Origin of the sequence: Pantoea piersonii (assembly GCF_003612015.1) — a bacterium.
GTDB lineage: Bacteria > Pseudomonadota > Gammaproteobacteria > Enterobacterales > Enterobacteriaceae > Pantoea > Pantoea piersonii.
Genome location: NZ_RARB01000004.1, coordinates 34,260 through 52,566, shown reverse-complemented (window position 1 = coordinate 52,566; position 18,307 = coordinate 34,260). Strand labels below are relative to the sequence as shown.

At 57.0% G+C, this 18,307-nt stretch carries 16 protein-coding genes and 1 pseudogene; 8 read left to right on the top strand and 9 right to left on the bottom strand.

Annotated features, from left to right (window positions below; translation table 11 throughout):
• Window positions 1-12: 12 nt before the first annotated feature.
• Window positions 13-915 (top strand): LysR family transcriptional regulator, encoded by a 903-nt coding sequence (locus D7S44_RS12200; RefSeq protein ID WP_120455199.1) that lies wholly within the window; start codon window positions 13-15, stop codon window positions 913-915.
• A 14-nt stretch (window positions 916-929) separates the two neighbouring features.
• On the opposite strand, the gene D7S44_RS12195 is transcribed toward D7S44_RS12200, so the two are convergent.
• From D7S44_RS12195 to soxR, 4 genes are all read right to left on the bottom strand, one after another.
• Window positions 930-2,579 carry a Na+/H+ antiporter gene (locus D7S44_RS12195; protein WP_120455197.1) on the bottom strand — a complete coding sequence of 550 codons (1,650 nt, stop codon included), beginning with the start codon at window positions 2,577-2,579 and terminating at the stop codon, window positions 930-932.
• Between the two features lie 150 nt (window positions 2,580-2,729).
• Window positions 2,730-4,079, bottom strand: coding sequence for an NCS2 family permease (locus D7S44_RS12190; protein ID WP_120455195.1), 1,350 nt, complete (start codon window positions 4,077-4,079; stop codon window positions 2,730-2,732).
• A gap of 312 nt (window positions 4,080-4,391) precedes the next feature.
• Window positions 4,392-5,057: a glutathione S-transferase family protein gene (locus D7S44_RS12185; protein ID WP_120455194.1), complete on the bottom strand. Its 666-nt coding sequence runs from the start codon at window positions 5,055-5,057 to the stop codon at window positions 4,392-4,394.
• Between the two features lie 47 nt (window positions 5,058-5,104).
• On the bottom strand, window positions 5,105-5,590 hold the full coding sequence (gene soxR, locus D7S44_RS12180) for a redox-sensitive transcriptional activator SoxR (protein ID WP_120455192.1): 486 nt from the start codon (window positions 5,588-5,590) through the stop codon (window positions 5,105-5,107).
• Window positions 5,591-5,673: 83 nt separating this feature from the next.
• On the opposite strand from soxR, the gene soxS reads away from it, so the two are divergent.
• Complete coding sequence (soxS, locus tag D7S44_RS12175) at window positions 5,674-6,099, top strand: superoxide response transcriptional regulator SoxS (protein WP_120455190.1); 426 nt, start codon at window positions 5,674-5,676, stop codon at window positions 6,097-6,099.
• A gap of 266 nt (window positions 6,100-6,365) precedes the next feature.
• Window positions 6,366-6,647 (top strand): YjcB family protein, encoded by a 282-nt coding sequence (locus tag D7S44_RS12170; RefSeq protein ID WP_120455187.1) that lies wholly within the window; start codon window positions 6,366-6,368, stop codon window positions 6,645-6,647.
• A gap of 54 nt (window positions 6,648-6,701) precedes the next feature.
• Here the strand turns inward: D7S44_RS12170 and D7S44_RS12165 are convergent, their stop codons facing one another.
• Window positions 6,702-7,652, bottom strand: a complete 951-nt coding sequence (locus D7S44_RS12165; protein WP_120455186.1) for an ATP-grasp fold amidoligase family protein — start codon at window positions 7,650-7,652, stop codon at window positions 6,702-6,704.
• An 8-nt stretch (window positions 7,653-7,660) separates the two neighbouring features.
• Window positions 7,661-8,917, bottom strand: coding sequence for an MATE family efflux transporter (locus D7S44_RS12160; protein ID WP_120455184.1), 1,257 nt, complete (start codon window positions 8,915-8,917; stop codon window positions 7,661-7,663).
• A 525-nt stretch (window positions 8,918-9,442) separates the two neighbouring features.
• Here D7S44_RS12160 and D7S44_RS12155 point away from each other — a divergent pair.
• Entirely contained in the window at window positions 9,443-9,838 is a 396-nt protein-coding gene (locus D7S44_RS12155) for a transposase (protein ID WP_120455182.1), read from the top strand.
• A 572-nt stretch (window positions 9,839-10,410) separates the two neighbouring features.
• Window positions 10,411-10,656 (top strand): hypothetical protein, encoded by a 246-nt coding sequence (locus D7S44_RS12150; RefSeq protein WP_120455180.1) that lies wholly within the window; start codon window positions 10,411-10,413, stop codon window positions 10,654-10,656.
• Between the two features lie 106 nt (window positions 10,657-10,762).
• On the opposite strand, the gene D7S44_RS12145 is transcribed toward D7S44_RS12150, so the two are convergent.
• Window positions 10,763-11,722 carry a DMT family transporter gene (locus tag D7S44_RS12145; RefSeq protein WP_120455178.1) on the bottom strand — a complete coding sequence of 320 codons (960 nt, stop codon included), beginning with the start codon at window positions 11,720-11,722 and terminating at the stop codon, window positions 10,763-10,765.
• A gap of 80 nt (window positions 11,723-11,802) precedes the next feature.
• Complete coding sequence (locus D7S44_RS12140; RefSeq protein ID WP_120455878.1) at window positions 11,803-12,630, bottom strand: AraC family transcriptional regulator; 828 nt, start codon at window positions 12,628-12,630, stop codon at window positions 11,803-11,805.
• Window positions 12,631-12,753: 123 nt separating this feature from the next.
• Between D7S44_RS12140 and D7S44_RS12135 the strand changes: the two are divergent.
• Window positions 12,754-13,312, top strand: a pseudogene (locus D7S44_RS12135) (isochorismatase family protein).
• 35 nt (window positions 13,313-13,347) lie between these two features.
• On the opposite strand, the gene ssb1 reads toward D7S44_RS12135, so the two are convergent.
• On the bottom strand, window positions 13,348-13,896 hold the full coding sequence (gene ssb1, locus D7S44_RS12130) for a single-stranded DNA-binding protein SSB1 (RefSeq protein ID WP_120455175.1): 549 nt from the start codon (window positions 13,894-13,896) through the stop codon (window positions 13,348-13,350).
• A gap of 225 nt (window positions 13,897-14,121) precedes the next feature.
• Between ssb1 and uvrA the strand changes: the two genes are divergently transcribed.
• Both uvrA and D7S44_RS12120 read left to right on the top strand, forming a co-directional pair.
• Window positions 14,122-16,950 (top strand): excinuclease ABC subunit UvrA, encoded by a 2,829-nt coding sequence (gene uvrA, locus D7S44_RS12125; RefSeq protein WP_120455173.1) that lies wholly within the window; start codon window positions 14,122-14,124, stop codon window positions 16,948-16,950.
• Between the two features lie 263 nt (window positions 16,951-17,213).
• Entirely contained in the window at window positions 17,214-18,278 is a 1,065-nt protein-coding gene (locus D7S44_RS12120) for an NAD(P)-dependent alcohol dehydrogenase (RefSeq protein WP_120455171.1), read from the top strand.
• Window positions 18,279-18,307 lie beyond the last annotated feature (29 nt).

The following is an 18,307-nucleotide window of genomic DNA, read 5'->3' as shown; positions in this document are numbered from 1 at the left end:
AAGGGAATAGTTATGGACGTTCGCGCTTTACGCTACTTCACCGAGGTGGTGCGCCAGCAGAGTTTTACCCGCGCCGCCGAGAAGCTCTACGTTACGCAGCCCACCATCAGCAAAATGCTGCGCCAGCTGGAAGAGGAGCTGGGCTGCACGCTGCTGCTGCGCGACGGCCGCAAGCTGCATCTTACCGACAGCGGCCAGGCAGTCTACCAGCGCGGCCTGGCGATTTTGCAGGAGTTTCATCAGCTGGAGGCGGAGATCGGCGATATTAACCAGCTAAAAACCGGCGAGCTGCGCCTCGGCATTCCGCCGATGGTCGGCATGCAGATCGCCGGGTCGATCTCGGCGTTTCGCCGCCGCTATCCCGGCGTAGAGCTGAAAATTTCTGAGTTTGGCGGGCTGACGGTGCAGCAGGCGGTGCTGGCGGGCAGTCTGGATATCGCGCTGACCGCCCTGCCGGTCGATCCCGATCTGCCGCTTAATACGCTGCCGCTGATGCATCATCCTCTCTGCGTGCTGGTGCCGCGTCAGCCCGTCTGGCTCAACCGCAGCCATATCGGACTGACGGAGCTGGCGTCGCATCCGCTGCTGATCTTCAACGAAGAGTTCTCTCTGAACCGTCAGCTGATGAAGGCATTTCAGCGACTGGGCGTCACGCCGCATATCGCGGTGCGCAGCGGACAGTGGGATTTTCTTGCGGCGATGGTGCAGGCGGAGATGGGGCTGGCGATTCTGCCGGAGCCGATCTGTCAGCGGCTGGATAAGCAGTCGCTGCTGTGGCTGCCGCTGGAGTCGGATCTGAAGTGGAGTCTGGGATTGATCTGGCGGGAGGGAAGCTATCTGTCGCGCAGCGCGCAGGCCTGGATCGCCTGCTGTCGCGAACACTGGCCGGATGAAGCGCCGCGCCTGTCAGTTTAGGCGCGGCGCGCGGCTTACTCTTCTTTTTCGATCAGCAGCGCTTCCAGCAGGTCGAGATCGCGCAGCAGCCGCTGCATGCTCTCACTGGAAATCTGCTGGGTCGCGCGCAGATGATAGACCTCGGCGCGTTCGGCGCGCAGCGCGGTCAGACGGAAGCGACGCTCCAGATTCTCGGCGAACAGCGCCTGCTCCAGATCGCTCTTGCCGTCAGCACGGCGCCGCAGGTTGCCGATCACGCGCAGGCTTACCTCTTTAAGCAGCTCGGGATCGATGTTCTCTTCGGTGTCGTTCTCCAGCCGCGCTTCCATTTTATGCAGGCTTTCGATCGCCACGCTCGCCATTACCGCGCGGGCATTTTGCAGCTCGCGACGATGCCCGGCTTTATCGATGCCGTCCACGCCGCGCAGCAGCAGCGGCAGCACCACCACGCCCACCAGCAGCGAAAACAGGATCACGCCGGTGGCGATAAACACCAGCTCATAGCGCGCCGGGAAAGGCTGGCCGTTAGTGAGAAACAGCGGAATAGAGAGCACGCCCGCCAGCGTAATCGCGCCGCGCACGCCGGCGAAAGAGGCGATAAGCAGCTCGCGCAGCGAGTAGTTGGCGAACTCCATCGGCTTTTTCTTCAGCACGCGCTTGCTGAGACGCTGCATAATCCAGAGCCAGCCAAAACGCACCACCATCAGCGCACCGTAGACCAGGATAATGTCGGTAAACAGCATCCAGAGCTCGACGTTGGGATCGGCGTTAGCGGCGTCAATCGAGGTGCCGATAATGTCCGGCAGCTGCAGGCCGAGCATCAGGAACACCATGCCGTTGAACACGAATTCCAGCATCTGCCAGACGCTGTTGGCGCGCAGGCGCATCGCCAGCGGCGCCTGACGGATAATGCCGGATCGGGTAATCGTCATGCCCGCCGCGACCGCCGCCAGAATGCCGGAGACACCGAGGTGTTCGGCGATAAGGTAAGAGGCGAACGGCAGCAGCAGCAGCAGCACGGTTTGCGTCGCCGGATCGTCGCCGCTCCAGCGGCTCAGCAGACGCAGCGATTTCCCGTAGAGCCAGCACACCGCAACGCCCGCAATCAGACCGCCGATTGCCACCTTAAGAAACTCGATGCTGGCGCCGCCCCAGGTAAACACCATGGTGCCCATCGCGACCGCAACGGCAAACTTCAGTGAAACCAGGCCGGATGCGTCGTTCATCAGCGCTTCGCCCTGCACGATCGACATGATTTTTTTCGGGATACGTCCCTCGCCGACAATGCCGGAGAGCGCCACGGCGTCCGTCGGCGACAGCACGGCTGCCAGCGCGAAGGCGGGGATCAGCGGGATACCCGGCACCATCCAGTAGATGAGATAACCGATGCCGACCACGGTAATCAGCACCAGCACCAGCGCCAGGCCGATAATTTCCCGGCCATGATGCAGGAATTCGCTGATCGGTGTCTTCCAGCCATCGGCAAACAGCAGCGGCGGAATAAACAGCACAAGGAAAAGTTCAGGGTCGAAATCGACATGCAGGCCGAAGGTCGGCCAGGCGAGCAGCGCCCCGGCGAGTATTTGCACCAGCGGCAGCGGGATCTGGAACGGCAATATGCGCGCGGCCACCCCCGAGAGCGATACCACCAGCGTCATGATGAGAATAGTAAAAAAGATTTCCATGCTTTCCTTAGGCGAATCGTAAAGTCAGAAAAAATGTTGTGAGCGCTAAAGTGTAAAGCAAAGTGCGCAGAGAATGACAAGTCACACGTGCGGCGCGGCAGAAATTCAGGAAAAAGTTCCGGACGAGACGGCGCTCGCCCGGTTTAGCAGTTAGATCGCCCAGCCGCCAGCGTAAAAAATCACCAGCGCGGCGGCAATCACGACGGTGCCGAGGTTCAGCTTGCGCCACTCTCCGGCGAACAGGCGCCCCACTACCAGCGTGGCGAAACCGAGCATGATGCCGGTGACGATATTGCAGGTCAGCACGATAAACACCGCGGTCAACAGCCCGGACATCGCATCCACAAAGTCGCCGAAGTCGATTTTCGCCACGTTGCTGAGCATCAGCAGGCCGACATACATTAGCGCAGGCGCGGTCGCATAGGCGGGCACCAGCCAGGCCAGCGGCGACATAAACAGAATAACCAGAAACAGCAAGCCGACCACAATCGCCGTCAGTCCGGTTTTACCGCCTGCCGCGGTGCCGGCTGCGGATTCAATATAGACCGCCGCTGGCGATGCGCCGACCAGACCGGCAAAGAGGCTGCTGACGGAGTCTGTGGTCAGCGCGCGCCCGCCGTTAATGATCTGCCCCTTCTCATCCAGCAGGTTCGCCTGTCCAGCGACCGCACGGATGGTGCCGGTCGCGTCAAACACCGCCGTCATGACCAGCGCCAGCACGCTCGGCAGCACCATCGGCTGTAGCGCGCCCATAATGTCGAGGCTGAAGAGCAGCGACTGCCCCTGACTGTCGCGCAGGCTCGGCAAGGCGAACAGACCCTGGAATTTTACTGCGGGATCGAAGATCAGGCCGAGAATCGAGATAGCGATAATGGTAAGCAGGATGCCGCCCGGCACTCGACGCTTCTCCAGCCCGAAAATCGCCGCCAGACCCAGCAGCGACATCATCACCGGAAACGAGGTGAAGTGGCCCAGCGCCACCGGCATGCCTGGTGCAGGGTTCTTCACCACCAGTCCGATGCCGTCAGCGGCGATCAGCAGCAGGAACAGGCCGATCCCCACGCCGGTGCCGTGGGCCACGCCCATCGGGAGATTACGCAGAATCCAGGCGCGGATGCCGGTTACGGAGATCAAGGTGAACAGCAGCCCCATCAGGAAGACCGCGCCAAGCGCCACCGGCACGCTGATGTGCTGGCCGAGCACCAGGCTGAATGCGGTAAAGGCGGTCAGTGAGATGGCGCAGCCAATCGCCAGCGGCAGGTTGGCCCACAGCCCCATGACGATAGAGCCGACGCTGGCGACCAGGCAGGTGGCGACAAAAACGGCGGTGGGCGAAAAGCCCGCCTTGCCGAGCATGCCGGGCACCACGATCACCGAATAGACCATCGCCAGGAAGGTGGTCAGTCCCGCCAGGATTTCCTGCCGGATGCTGCTGCCGCGTGCAGAAACAGAGAACCAGGCGTCCAGCTTGCCAGCGGACGAGCGTGATTCGTATGACATAGTTGAGCCTCAAGAAATTTTTGTTGTGTAAAAAGCCCTGCGTCGTTGCCCGCAAGATCCCTGGTTGTCACCCTGGCGCAAAGGCGCCACAGGCGGCAGGCAAACGTTTACTTCGCGGCGAATAACTGTCCGCTATGCGGCCAGATAAAAAGGCAGGGGATTATCCGGCGTTTGGCAGCCGATTTTCAACCGCTTCCTCGCCTTAATTCAGGATAAAGCAGAGCGCTTGCGGCGGTTCCCGAAGGCGTGTGCGACGGCGGCATCAAGGCAGACGCCGCGCTACGTTTTGATATTTCTGGCGTTTTCCACTGTTCAGCCGCCCGGCAGCACTTCGCCGCCCTGCTGGATGGCGCGCTGCCAGGCGGCGCGCTGCTGAACGGTAGCCAGCCATGCTGCCGTGGCGGGCATATCGGCCAGGCCGCCACGCGACTGCATCGCCAGCAGCGGAAAACTCATCTGGATATCGGCAATGCTGAAGCGCTTGCCGGCAAACCAGGGGTGAGCAGCCAGATGCTGCTCAATCATCTGGCGATGCGGCACCAGCTGCTTATCAAGCCAGGCTTTCTGAATACCTTTGCCCAGCGCCGCGCCCGCCGGACGCAGCAGCCAGGGCACCGGCGCCTGCCCCAGACGGCCGAATACCAGCTTCATCAGCAACAGCGGCATCAGCGAGCCTTCGGCGTAGTGCAGCCAGTAGGTTGCCTGCAGACGCGCCTGCTCATCGGTGGGCGCCAGCCGCTGCTCGCTGTCATATTTGCCTTCCAGATAAGAGAGAATGGCGCCCGATTCGGCAATCACCTGATTACCGTCGGTAATCACCGGCGACTTGCCCAGCGGATGCACTTTTTTCAGGGCTTCCGGCGCCAGCATCGATGCCTCGCGCTGATAGCGTTTGATTTGGTAAGGCACTTCCAGCTCTTCCAGCAGCCACAGCACGCGGTGCGAGCGCGACCGCTCAAGATGATGGACGGTAATCATAGAGCACTCCTGTTATGCGTCTCAGGCAAGTATAGCTTCCAGCATCTTTAGCGCGGCGGCTCGCCTTTCTCATCCTGTTCGGGATCAAGCAGCACTGCGCCAGAGCCCTGCTGCGCCAGCCGGTCGCCGGGATTGCGCAGCGGACAGTCGCGCATCGATAGACAGCCGCAACCGATACAGCCGTCGAGATCGTTGCGCAGGCGCGTCAGGGTTTCAATGCGCTTATCCAGCTCCTCGCGCCAGTGCTGCGTCAGGGCGTTCCACTCCTGCGTCGACATACGCTTGTTGGCGGGAATATGCATCAGGCTGTCGCTGACCGTCGCGAGCGGTATGCCGATGCGCTGAGCAACCTTGATAATGGCGACGCGCCGCAGTACGTCACGGCTGTAACGCCGCTGATTGCCACCGTTGCGCGTGCTGGAAATCAGCCCTTTGCTCTCATAGAAATGCAGCGCAGAGACCGCCACGCCGCTACGGCGCGCGACTTCGCCCGGCGTTAAAACCGGTTTCGGGTAGTTGCGATCTTTTTTCATCTGGCTCTTTACCTCAAGTTAACTTGAGGAATTATACTCGCCTCCGTTAAATAACGAATCCCTCAGGACTAAAGGACGAGATTATGATGCAAGAAGAGATCATTCACTCCCTGACGCACTGGATCGATCAAAACCTGGATAAGTCGCTGTCGATCGATGAAGTGGCGGCTAAATCAGGTTATTCAAAGTGGCACCTGCAGCGTATGTTCCGTACCGTGACGAAACAGACGCTGGGTGGATACATTCGCGAACGTCGCCTGACGCTGGCGGCAGAAGCGCTGCGCCAGACGCAACGGCCGGTATTTGATATCGCGATGCAGTATGGCTATGACTCGCAGCAGACCTTTTCCCGCGTGTTCCGCCGTCAGTTTTCCCAGACCCCGACCGCCTATCGCCATTTTATGCGCCGTCAGGCGCTCCAGCGTCCGCGTAGGGTGAACTTCGACTGTAGCGAAGCTGCGGCCAGTTTTACTCAGCGCACCACCGGCGAATGCTGCCCGATTTGCTAAGCCTCAGGCGCCCTTAACGGGCGCACCTTTTCTCTTTTCCTTCCCGCTTTACGCCCCGGTTTTCTCTTCGACGTTTCGATAAAAATTTCTCTACCATACCAGGTACAAATTTTGTTCATAAATTCAAATCCAGTGATATAATGTGACTCAGGTCACACATTACACTCTTTTTGACGACGGAAAGCCTTTCCCTGACCTCGCTTTTCGTCGCCGGTGATGTCCAGTAACTGTCAGGGATAATCACTTAGATTCAGAGGCTTAAGTCGATGGCGACGATAACCACCAGCTTGATTGTCATGCGTTGGGAACTGCTCAGCGCAATTATGATGTTTTTTGCCAGCACCCTTAAAATCAAATTCCGCCAGAGCAGCCATCATGTGATGGCGTTTATGTGCGGCGGCCTCGGTCTCGGTATGACCTGCTGGTTTGTTATGGGTCTGCTGGGCATCTCGCTGAGCATGGAAAACGTGCAGCACTTTATGCTGGTTACCAAAGACACCTTTATCCAGGTAATGAGCCAGACGCCGCCCGACTGGCCGATGCCTTAATATCCAGCCAATAAAAAACCCCGCGAAGCGGGGTTTTTTATTTTGCTGTGTGACTCAAACTTTCTTCAACAGCGCAGGAATATTAACATCCTGCACCGAAACGCCCGGTCTCTGCGTGCCGCGGCGATCCTGAATCCACATATCTCCCATCATCTGATTAAGCCCGCGATCCAGACCTGTCACCAGACCGGCGCCCGGGGTAAAGGTCAGTTCGCCGAAGTAGATGTGGCCCTCATGGATATACCAGTCAACGCGCACATAGTCGAAATCACTCGCCAGCTTCTTGCTCAGATCGAGCGCGTGCTGCAGCGACTCGGCGATTTTCGTCACGTCGAGGCCGGTGTCGCGAATCTTGTGAAAAGCTTCGGTCAGATTGTTGACGTAGAAGTTCATCGACAGCTGCGGCTGGCAGCGGTTGTAGATCACCTGCAACACATATTCAAAGCGGCCGTCGCGCTTGTTGAACATATGAAACTTGTAGTCGATGGGCGCCGTTTTGCCGTCGCCGATATATTGCTCGACCAGAATGCGCGGCTTGATATAGCGATAGTGGATCTCGCGCGCCTCGTTAGCGAAGTCGGTCTTCAGCCACTTATAGCAGCTGTTGATAATCTGCTGTTTGCGCAGCGCATCCGGCTCTTCCAGCAGAATCTCCACCATATTGGAGGCGTGATTCGGCTTGATCACCGTGCCCTTCCAGCATGGCAGGCTATTCAGCGACGCCGGATCGGTAGTCTCGTGCACCAGCGGAATCAGGTATTCGTTGCCAATCTTTTCGGCGATATAGTCGCGCACCGAATACTTGTCTGAAAGGCGGCCGTAAATCTGGTAGTCGCCATAGACGAATTTGCGATACAGCACCTTTTCGTTGAAAACTTTGGGCTGACGCAGATTGGGCAATTTTCTGAACTTATGGAAGTAGTAAATGCGGTCCTGGTATGCCCAGGGCATCTTCTTAATGAAGTACTGCACACTTCTTCTGAGTTCATCTTTCAACTTAAACATATCTGACCTCATTTGTAGGTTTTGTAGTTGAGTGAGGAAACTTGAATTCTTTGAATGACGCCGTTTTTGAAGAAGTAATTCATTACGGTAAGGGACAAGAGTTCCGACACAAAGACGCTCCAGGCGGCGCCCATAATGCCGTAGCCCTGGATCAGCCACCACGAAAGCGGCAGGCTGATCACCATCAGGCAGATGATTTTCTTCAACAGATAGTTGAAACCACCCTCTTTCACCATGTAGCGGTAGGCTACTGTGCCCATGGCGGAGAAGCAGGTCGCCATTGACAACAACGTAATGAGACTTCCTGACTGTGTGTATTCTGAACCATACAAAGCGATGATGATTTTCTCGCCGAACAGCGCGATGACCAGCAGCATCATCAGTGATACTCCCATGACATAGCCATTGAGCCGCGCTGCCAGCTTAATAGCCACTTCGCCGCGTTCCCTGAAAATTTCAGTGAAGCATGAAGTTATGAGCGCCACGGGGATAAAAATCCACGAAGCCGCGATAGTGTTGGCCGCCGCAAACAGCCCGAGATCGCTTGCCGAAGCGATGCCGGCTAAAAACATCTGCGCGGCTTTAACCTGCACTGAAATAAAAATGCTGGAAATAGCCAGCGGCAGACCGGCATACATCAGATAGCGCAGATAAGCGCTGCGTTTCTCCTGCGGCGGCGCGACATCCTGTGTTTCGCGGTAGAAGTTGTAGCGCTTGATAACGTAAGGCACCAGCGTTACGGCCACGATAGAGAGCGTCAGCCATGCCGGATTAAGGCGCAGCCAGGCGATAGTGAAGCTGATGCCGAAGCTCAACAGCATGCCGAGCGAGTTCGCCACGGTATTAAGCCGGGAAGCGAGACGGGCGTTGTTGTAAACGCTGAAGGTGTCCTGGGTAACGAATACCGAGGCGACGAATGACGCCAGAGTGAAAGCGAGGAAATTTTGCGGCATGGTGAACCACACCCAGGCCAGCACCGGCACCGCGGTGAGCAGCAGTAAAATCATGCGCAGGGTACGCGCCACGTTCATCAGGCGCAGTCCTTTCGGCGCGCTTTTGCTGATCCGCTTAAACAAGATAGTCTCGGTACCGAAGATGGCGACGGTCTGGACCATTGAAAATAAAGAGGTAGAAAACGCCATCTGGCCGAATACGGTTGGCCCGAATGATTTCGCCACGTAGGAGGTCACAAATATGACGCCAAAAACCGAGACGATCTTCTCAGACATCATCCAGGCGGCATTAGACATTACGCTTAATTTCATTGACTCATCCTTTGCATTACTTACTTCAACCGCTTCGGTACAACATCCCTGTAACGAATTAACAAGCGCTCAGTGGGCCTGGCGTTATTTAAAGATTTCAAACCAGGCTGGTCCGAAAAATGAGAATCAGAACACGATTCGGTGAATATTTTCAGGATAATTCTGATTAAATTTGGCTCAGAAGGGCTAATCTGGAATCGATTTCACACGGAAAACAGACCCCATTCACAAGCCATTTCCCTGAGAATTTAGCAAGCACGTTATGCTAAATATCAAATGTACGTAGAAATTTTTCGTATTTGGGATGGGAAGAATCTATAACAAAAATCCCTGACCAGGAAGGTGCGCCCATCCGATAAGAATAAAATAAGATTTATCCCATGATGATATTTATTCTAAATATCTTAATTTAACCCACGCAATTCTAATCGCGCACTTTAATACTGCATTAATAGATTATTTACAGTGCCAGATATTAATACAGTACATCTCATCCATTAATCGATAAGAAAGGTAAGAGCATTTATGAGAAAGTCACGATATAGCGAAGAGCAAATCACAAATGCCATTAAAGCTTCTGAATCAGGGGTTAAAGTCAGGGAGATTTGTGACGAGCTGGGGATCTCTGAGGCCACCTTCTATAGCTGGAAAAAGAAATTTTCCGGCCTTTCCTCAGAGGAAGGAAGAAGAATCAAGGAGTTAGAGGATAAACTACAAGCACTTACCCGTGAACTGCAAACGCTCAACTCAGATAAGGAGATGCTGCAAAGCGTACTGAAGAACTTCTTTACCACTAACGAAAAGCGCCAGGCGGTCAACTTCCTGCAGAGCACTTTCGACATCGGCACGCGCCGCAGCTGCCGCCTGCTCGATATTAGCCGCAGCGTTTACCACTACCCGTCAGGATCGGAAAATCGATAAAACCAATAATACTGCCTTAAACTGACTTAGCGCTGAGATTGTTCTTACCAGAAGAGATGATGACACTTTAAGATACCATTCGTGGCTTTAATTTTCGCTCCATGCATTCCTGATGAGTTTGCCAACGGATCGATTTTCATTTTTTGCGGTAATATTGATAAGCACCAGCAAAAGTCTCGCATTTCTCGCTACTTCTCCTCTCGCCCAATCTCATTTCGATGAGATTGGTGCTTCTTACTTTTCATCAGACTCGTTAATGCCCGGCGCTAAAGCCCTGGTTTTCTATTAAGCCGCGCTGAACGGCCGTTCTAATTCACGCTTCGGTTACCGCAAGAAATGGTGGTACTAAGTTTACATCCAGCGAAGAATATTTAATCAGCCGCAAATAAGCGAACCGTAAAAAAAATGCCAGGAATTTTCCTGGCAGAATGGTTTATCAATGCTTATCGCTTTTCTTATTCCGGGTTAATCACATATAAGATAAATCACTTTAAAGATCGCCCCGGCTAAAGTTTCGTAATTTCCTTCATTGGGAATTATTCTTAATAGCCTGACCATTTCTGGAAAAAACGGTGGTTTATCAGACGCCATTCTCAGGACCAAACGCCAATAAAAACGCAGCGGTACGCGATAAATATGCAGTAAAGTGGCGAATTGCTCGCCACTCACAAAGCCTTAATGCTTCTTTAAGGTGGAATATAAGCCGTCAGAGAGAAGAATTTCCGCCGGACAAAGTCGATGAGCGCCAACGCGCGGGCGAAAAAAATGAGATCTTGATCGCTTTTTATGGCGATTCGCCGTTCGGCTTTAGCGGCTAATTAGCTAAAGAGCGGCAAAATTTGCCGCTCCGCTCTGCGCATTATTCCTAAAACAGTGTGAAATCAGCGGGTCAGCACCTATTTAATTGCGCGACAGAGTGGGAGATTACTGCTCAATTGATGTCAGCAACGGTTCAGGCTTAATACGCATCGCCCAAAGCACGCCGAGGATCAGGCAGAAGATGCCCGTCAGCGTCAACAGCGGCGGCCAGCTTTGTCGCCAGAGAAAGGTCCACAGCAGGCCTGACAGCGTTTCGAATACGATAAGCGGTCCCATAAATACCGTAGGCAGCCGCTGGCTGGCAGCATTCCAGCAGAGCGCGCCGAGCCAGGAGCAAAGTAGCCCAATCACCAGCATCAGCGGCAGAAACAGCCGCGGCTGCGGGCCAAACGGCAGCGCGAAGGTCGGGCTCTGCCACGCCAGCTGTGCGCTTACCACCGCATACATAACCAGCGCCAGCGGCAGCGTCACAATCCCCTGCGCCGTCGCCCAGGTGGCCGGTTTATGCTGCGGATGGGTACGTAACCAGCGCGCATTGCGCAGCGGATACCAGGTCCAGCACGCCACAGCCAGCACCGCCAGTGCAATGCCGCTCAGGTAGCGCATCACATCCCAGCCGCCGCTCTGCCCGCGCAGCTCGGCAATATTTACGCACACCAGACCTGCGCCGATCGCCAGCAGCGCTGGCGTCAGCCGGCGCCAGGCCAGGCGTCCCTCAAGGTGGCCGTAACAGAGATTGGCGGTAATCGCCATCACTACCGGCAGCGTGCCGATAATCATGGTGGATACCGGCGCGCCGGTGCGCTGAATCGCGCTGGCGAGAAAGGTGTAATAAAGGAGGTTACCCACCAGCGAAAGCTTTAGCGCCTCCTGCCAGTCGGCAGAGAGCAGCTTGCGCAGACGGTGGCGATCAAACCAGGCCAGCGGCAAGGCGATCAAACCAAACGCGACGTAGCGTCCGGCAGACTGGAGCGCGCCCGGATAGTCCGGCACCAGCAGCGGCCCGACAAAAATCAGTCCCCACATCAGCCCTGCGGCAAGGGCAAACAACACGCCAGCTAACATCGTCTCTTCCTTTATTAAAGTGCATAAGGAAGTGTGGCGGAAAAAGCGGGGAAAAATCTTGTAGCAGATTGCGGTTCGCCCTAAGCGCCACGCACCTGTTTCTGATAGCGCACCGGCGTAATGCCGTAACGCTGAGCGAAGGCGCGCGTCAGATGCGCCTGGTCGCTCAGGCCGACGCTCGCCGCCACGCTGGCCGCCGGCAGGCCGCGTGCCAGCAGCTGCTTGGCCTCATATAACCGATACGCCATCAGCATCTGATGCGGCGTAACGTGAAAATGCGCGCGGAAAGCGCGCAGGAAATGCCATGGCGAAAGCGAGGCCAGCGCCGCCAGCTCCTCCAGCCTTACCGGCTCGGCAAGATTGTCGCGCAGATAATCACGCACCTGGTCGAAGCGATGCCCTCCCTCTTCCTTGCCTCTTTCCGCCATGCGCGCCAGCGGCCGCAGCTGCGCCAGCACTTCACCTAACAGACTTTGCCGCGCCAGCGGGCTATCGGCCTGCCACAGCGCCGCCAGCGTTTGCGATAACGGCAGCGCCAGCCGTGAATCGGTGCGCAGCGCTTCGCTAAACCACCAGCCGCCATCGCCGGTGAGCTGCCTCATGTCGTCAGGGTGGATATAGATCATCTGATAACGCCAGCCCTCTTCGCAGGCCGACTCGCCGGTGTGCAGCTCATCTGGATTCATCATCACCAGCGAATGCGTCGGCGCAGTGTACTGCGCACCGCGATAGCGGAACCGCTGCGCGCCCGACTCGATGGTGCCGATGCCGAAGGCTTCATGCATATGCGGCTCGAAGGCATAGCGGGAGATATGTGCCTGATAAAGCTCGACGCCGGGCAGCTCATCAAACTGGCGAAACTGCGCGCGATCTTTTTCGCAGGGAAAAATAGCCGGAACGCCCTCCACCTCAATCTCCTCGTTATCAGACAGGCTTTCAGCATGCCAGCGATGGCGGGCGGATTGCAAAACAGTTTTGCCATTTCGCCGCGGCGCGGTGAAACTGAAGCGCAGAACAGAAAGAAGAAAGTGATGACCCAACGAGCCGTTGTGGTGGTGGGATATGCAAAACGGTGTTTTCGCTACGCCGCGCTTCGATCGTGCCGGATGCGCGGCGCGGATCAATCAGCTGACCGCGGCGGCTGACAGTACAGTCTTTATTACGCACCGCGAAGGCGAGATGCAGCCCGGGACGCAGGCGTTTGAACTGCTGCCGGAGCTGCATCAGCCCGCCGGTAGTTTTTTCGTTACTAAAACCACCTGCGACAGCTTCTGGCAAACCGGGCTGGCCGCCACGCTGGCGCGGCTGAAAGCCGACGCTTTTGTTATTTGCGGCTGCGCGACCGATTACTGCGTCGATACCACGATTAAGGTCGGTGCGAGTTTGGGCTATCGCATTACCGTCGCCGCCGATGCGCATACTACGGCGAATCGCACCTGCGTCAGCGCGGAGCAACTGACTGGACAGCATAACGAGATCTGGGCAGGCCTGTCGCTGCCGGGCAATGTGCCGCAGGTGCTCAGTACGGCGGAGATAGTGTCAGGCTGGGCTTCTCCGCCTGAACGGAAGACGAAAAAAAGCCCCGCCTGAGCGGGGCCTGAGAGACAGTGCCGACCCAAAGAGGATCAGAACGGAATATCGTCGTCGAAGTCCATCGGCGGTTCGTTGTTGTTGCTCGCCGGGGCGCTCTGCGGCTGAGGACGCGACTGCGCGCCGCCGCTGAACTGGTTGCCGCCCTGCGGCTGCTGTGGCTGACCCCAGCCGTTATTGTTGCCGCCGCCCTGACCGCCGCCCATCGGCGCGCCGCCAGCGCCAGCACCCTGCTGACGTCCGCCCAGCATCTGCATGGTGCCGCCGACGTTGACCACGACTTCCGTGGTATAGCGATCCTGGCCGCCCTGGTCCTGCCATTTGCGGGTGCGCAGCTGACCTTCGATATAAACCTGAGAACCTTTACGCAGATATTCGCCAGCGACTTCCGCCAGCTTGCCGAACAGCACGACGCGGTGCCATTCGGTGATCTCTTTATTTTCACCGGTCTGCTTGTCACGCCAGCTTTCCGACGTGGCCAGCGTAATGTTGGCAACCGCGCCACCATTCGGCATGTAGCGCACTTCCGGATCCTGACCCAGATTCCCGACAAGAATCACTTTATTTACGCCACGACTGGCCATGTTGCTCTCTCCCGATGAGTTAATGCTAAGAGTCTAAACGATCAATTCTATCACGTCCTGCTATGCGATCCCACTTTAGAGCCGGCTCGCAGAAGCGCTCATTTTACACCCAAAACACAAAAAATACTGGATATTTAATCAGTCTATTTTTTGTGCCATAATACCCTGTTTACGCTAATCGTGTCCGTCAGGCACGGGGCGTGCTGCTCAATCCGGGAAAGGTGAATGGATAAGATCGAAGTTCGTGGTGCCCGCACCCATAATTTGAAAAACATCAACCTGATCATCCCTCGCGACAAACTCATAGTGGTCACCGGCCTCTCAGGCTCCGGTAAGTCCTCTCTGGCGTTTGATACGCTCTATGCGGAAGGTCAGCGCCGCTACGTAGAGTCGCTCTCTGCCTATGCGCGTCAGTTTCTTTCTCTGATGGAGAAGCCGGACGTCGACCATATCGAAGGTCTGTCGCCCGCTATTTCTATCGAGCAGAAATCCACTTCACACAACCCGCGTTCTACGGTCGGCACCATCACCGAGATCCACGACTATCTGCGTCTGCTGTTCGCCCGCGTCGGCGAGCCGCGCTGTCCGGATCATGACGTGCCGCTGGCGGCGCAGACCGTGAGCCAGATGGTGGACAATGTGCTGGCCCAGGAAGAGGGCCGTCGCCTGATGCTGCTGGCGCCAGTGGTGAAAGACCGTAAGGGCGAACATACCAAAACGCTGGAAAATCTTGCGGCGCAGGGCTACATCCGGGCGCGTATCGACGGCGAAGTGTGCGATCTTTCCGATCCGCCGAAGCTGGAGCTGCAGAAAAAGCACACCATTGAAGTCGTGATCGATCGCTTCAAAGTACGCGAAGATCTGGCGACCCGCCTCGCTGAATCCTTTGAAACCGCGCTGGATCTCTCCGGCGGGACAGCGATCGTCGCCGATATGGATGACGCGAGCGCGGAAGAGCTGCTTTTCTCCGCTAACTTTGCCTGCCCGATCTGCGGCTACAGCATGCGCGAACTGGAGCCGCGTCTCTTTTCGTTCAATAACCCGGCCGGCGCCTGCCCTACCTGCGACGGCCTTGGCGTACAGCAATATTTCGATCCCGATCGCGTGGTGCAAAACGGCGAGCTTTCGCTGGCTGGCGGTGCGATCCGCGGCTGGGATCGCCGTAATTTCTATTACTTCCAGATGCTGCGCTCGCTGGCCGAGCACCTCGATTTCGACGTCGAAGCGCCGTTCAACACCCTGAACGATAAAGCGCGCCAGGTGATCCTGTACGGCTCCGGCAAAGAGAGCATCGAGTTTAAGTACATCAACGATCGCGGCGACACCTCTGTGCGTCGCCATCCGTTTGAAGGCGTGCTGCATAATATGGAGCGTCGCTACAAAGAAACGGAATCCGCCGCGGTACGCGAAGATCTGGCGAAATTTATCAGCAATCGCGCCTGCGCCACCTGCGACGGCACCCGTCTGCGTCGCGAAGCGCGTCATGTTTTTGTAGAAAACACCAATCTGCCGACCATCTCAGATATGAGCATCGGCCACGCGATGGATTTCTTCCGCAACCTCAAGCTGAGCGGCCAGCGCGCCAAAATCGCTGAAAAGGTGCTGAAGGAGATCGGCGATCGCCTGAGCTTCCTGGTTAACGTCGGCCTGAACTATTTGTCGATGTCACGCTCCGCAGAGACGCTTTCCGGCGGTGAAGCGCAGCGTATCCGTCTGGCGAGCCAGATCGGCGCGGGCCTGGTGGGCGTGATGTATGTGCTGGATGAGCCGTCTATCGGCCTGCACCAGCGCGACAACGAACGTCTGCTCAGCACGCTGATCCATCTGCGCGATCTCGGCAACACCGTGATTGTGGTCGAACATGACGAAGACGCTATCCGTGCAGCCGACCATGTGATCGATATCGGTCCCGGCGCAGGCGTGCACGGCGGCCAGATCGTGGCGGAAGGTACGGTTAACGAGATTATGGCGGTGGAAGCGTCGCTGACCGGCCAGTTCCTCAGCGGCAAGCGAGAGATTGCGGTGCCGAAGGAGCGTGTGAAAGGCGATCCGACGAAGACGCTGAAGCTAAGCGGCGCGCGCGGCAATAACCTTAAAGACGTGACGCTGACACTGCCGGTCGGTCTGTTTACCTGTATCACCGGCGTCTCCGGCTCAGGTAAGTCGACGCTGATTAACGATACGCTGTTCCCAATCGCGCAGCGCCATCTGAATGGCGCAACCACTGGCGAAGCGGCCCCTTATCGTGAGATCAACGGACTTGAGCACTTCGACAAGGTGATCGATATCGATCAGAGCCCGATCGGCCGTACGCCGCGCTCTAACCCGGCGACCTACACCGGTATCTTTACGCCGGTGCGCGAGCTGTTCGCCGGGGTGCCGGAGGCGCGTTCGCGCGGCTATAATCCGGGCCGCTTCAGCTTTAACGTGCGCGGCGGCCGCTGCGAAGCCTGTCAGGGCGACGGCGTGCTGAAGGTAGAGATGCACTTCCTGCCCGATATCTATGTGCCCTGCGATCAGTGCAAAGGCAAGCGCTATAACCGCGAGACGCTGGAGATCAAATACAAAGGCAAGAGCATCCACGAAGTGCTGGAGATGACCATCGAAGAGGCGCGCGAGTTCTTTGACGCCGTCCCGGCGCTGGCGCGTAAGCTGCAGACCCTGATGGATGTGGGCCTCTCTTATATTCGTCTCGGCCAGTCGGCTACCACCCTTTCCGGCGGCGAAGCACAGCGCGTTAAGCTGGCGCGCGAGCTGTCGAAACGCGGCACCGGCCAGACGCTCTATATCCTGGATGAGCCCACCACCGGCCTGCACTTCGCCGATATCGCCCAGCTGCTGGAAGTGCTGCATCAGCTGCGCGATCAGGGCAACACCATCGTGGTGATTGAGCATAACCTTGACGTGATCAAGACTGCCGACTGGATTGTCGATCTGGGTCCGGAAGGCGGCAGCGGCGGCGGCGAGATCCTTGTCGCCGGCACGCCGGAAACCGTGGCGGAGTGTGAAAAATCGCATACCGCGCGCTTCCTGAAGCCGCTGCTGACGAAATAGTTCGCTGTCAGCAGTGCTACACTGACATTGCGTTAAACCTCTCAGGCCCGCTGCAAGCGGGCCTTTTTCATACTGCATATTCCATCCGATAAAAACAGAATCAGGCAAGATTCAGGCATGTATAGGCATAGCCGCGCTGGCGTTCTGTGACTATCCTTTTAAGCGTTCCTCATTGGCGCGCCCCGTTGGCCTCGCCCTCTTGCCGGGCGCCCTGCGCGCCGCACTCATCATTATTCTCACGACACAACGAACCTGGAGACACCATGAATATTACGCACGCCTATGCCGCTCAGGACGCGAAATCCAGACTAGCACCGTTCGATTACACCCCGCGCGAGCTGCGCGCGCATGATGTACAGATTGAAGTGTTGTTCTGTGGCGTTTGTCACTCTGACCTGCACCAGGCCCGCAACGAGTGGAAAAACACCCTTTTTCCGGTCGTGCCGGGACATGAAATCGTTGGCCGCGTAACTGCGGTCGGCGATCACGCCAGCAAATACAAACCAGGTGACCTGGTCGGCGTCGGCTGTATGGTCGACTCTTGCCGCAGCTGTCCGAGCTGTCAGGAAGGGCTGGAGCAATATTGCGAGGTCGGCTTTGTCGGCACCTATAACGGACAGGATCGCGAAACCGGCGACGTCACCTACGGCGGTTACTCAACGTCGGTCGTTGTCGATGAGAACTTCGTGCTGCGCGTGCCGGAAAACCTGGAGCTGGCGGGCGTCGCACCGCTGCTGTGCGCAGGCATCACCACCTATTCGCCGCTGCGCCACTGGAACGTCGGCCCGGGCAAGAAAGTGGGCATCGTCGGCCTCGGCGGCCTCGGCCATATGGGCGTGAAGATTGCGCACGCGATGGGCGCGCATGTCGTGCTGTTCACCACCTCGCCGTCAAAAATTGAAGATGGCAAGCGCCTGGGCGCGGATGAGGTTGTGGTATCGAAAGATGCGGACCAGATGGCGCAGCACGTTAACAGCTTTGATTTCATTCTGAACACCGTGGCGGCGCAGCACGATCTCAACCCGTTTATCGCCCTGCTGAAGCGCGACGGCAATATGACGCTGGTTGGCGCGCCGGAGCACGATCACCCGGCACCGCAGGTCTTTAACCTGATCATGAAACGCCGCAGCATTGCCGGTTCGCTGATCGGCGGCATCGCCGAAACGCAGGAGATGCTCGATTTCTGCGGCAAGCACGGCATCACTTCTGATATCGAAATGATCGCGATGAATCAGATCAACGAAGCCTATGAGCGTATGCTGAAAAGCGACGTGAAATATCGCTTTGTTATTGATATCAATACGCTGCGCGACGAAGCGGCGGCGTAACGGCAACCAGGCGCGCGGCGCAACGCCGC

Excerpts from the sequence above, each read along its gene's own strand:
- D7S44_RS12165 (WP_120455186.1), bottom strand. The coding sequence starts at position 7,652 with ATGTTTAAGTTGAAAGATGAACTCAGAAGAAGTGTGCAGTACTTCATT.
- D7S44_RS12145 (WP_120455178.1), bottom strand. The coding sequence starts at position 11,722 with ATGTTAGCTGGCGTGTTGTTTGCCCTTGCCGCAGGGCTGATGTGGGGA.
- D7S44_RS12120 (WP_120455171.1), top strand. The coding sequence starts at position 17,214 with ATGAATATTACGCACGCCTATGCCGCTCAGGACGCGAAATCCAGACTA.
- D7S44_RS12170 (WP_120455187.1), top strand. The coding sequence starts at position 6,366 with ATGGCGACGATAACCACCAGCTTGATTGTCATGCGTTGGGAACTGCTC.
- uvrA (WP_120455173.1), top strand. The coding sequence starts at position 14,122 with ATGGATAAGATCGAAGTTCGTGGTGCCCGCACCCATAATTTGAAAAAC.
- D7S44_RS12195 (WP_120455197.1), bottom strand. The coding sequence starts at position 2,579 with ATGGAAATCTTTTTTACTATTCTCATCATGACGCTGGTGGTATCGCTC.
- D7S44_RS12160 (WP_120455184.1), bottom strand. The coding sequence starts at position 8,917 with ATGAAATTAAGCGTAATGTCTAATGCCGCCTGGATGATGTCTGAGAAG.
- D7S44_RS12155 (WP_120455182.1), top strand. The coding sequence starts at position 9,443 with ATGAGAAAGTCACGATATAGCGAAGAGCAAATCACAAATGCCATTAAA.
- ssb1 (WP_120455175.1), bottom strand. The coding sequence starts at position 13,896 with ATGGCCAGTCGTGGCGTAAATAAAGTGATTCTTGTCGGGAATCTGGGT.
- D7S44_RS12200 (WP_120455199.1), top strand. The coding sequence starts at position 13 with ATGGACGTTCGCGCTTTACGCTACTTCACCGAGGTGGTGCGCCAGCAG.
- soxR (WP_120455192.1), bottom strand. The coding sequence starts at position 5,590 with ATGAAAAAAGATCGCAACTACCCGAAACCGGTTTTAACGCCGGGCGAA.
- D7S44_RS12190 (WP_120455195.1), bottom strand. The coding sequence starts at position 4,079 with ATGTCATACGAATCACGCTCGTCCGCTGGCAAGCTGGACGCCTGGTTC.
- D7S44_RS12185 (WP_120455194.1), bottom strand. The coding sequence starts at position 5,057 with ATGATTACCGTCCATCATCTTGAGCGGTCGCGCTCGCACCGCGTGCTG.
- soxS (WP_120455190.1), top strand. The coding sequence starts at position 5,674 with ATGATGCAAGAAGAGATCATTCACTCCCTGACGCACTGGATCGATCAA.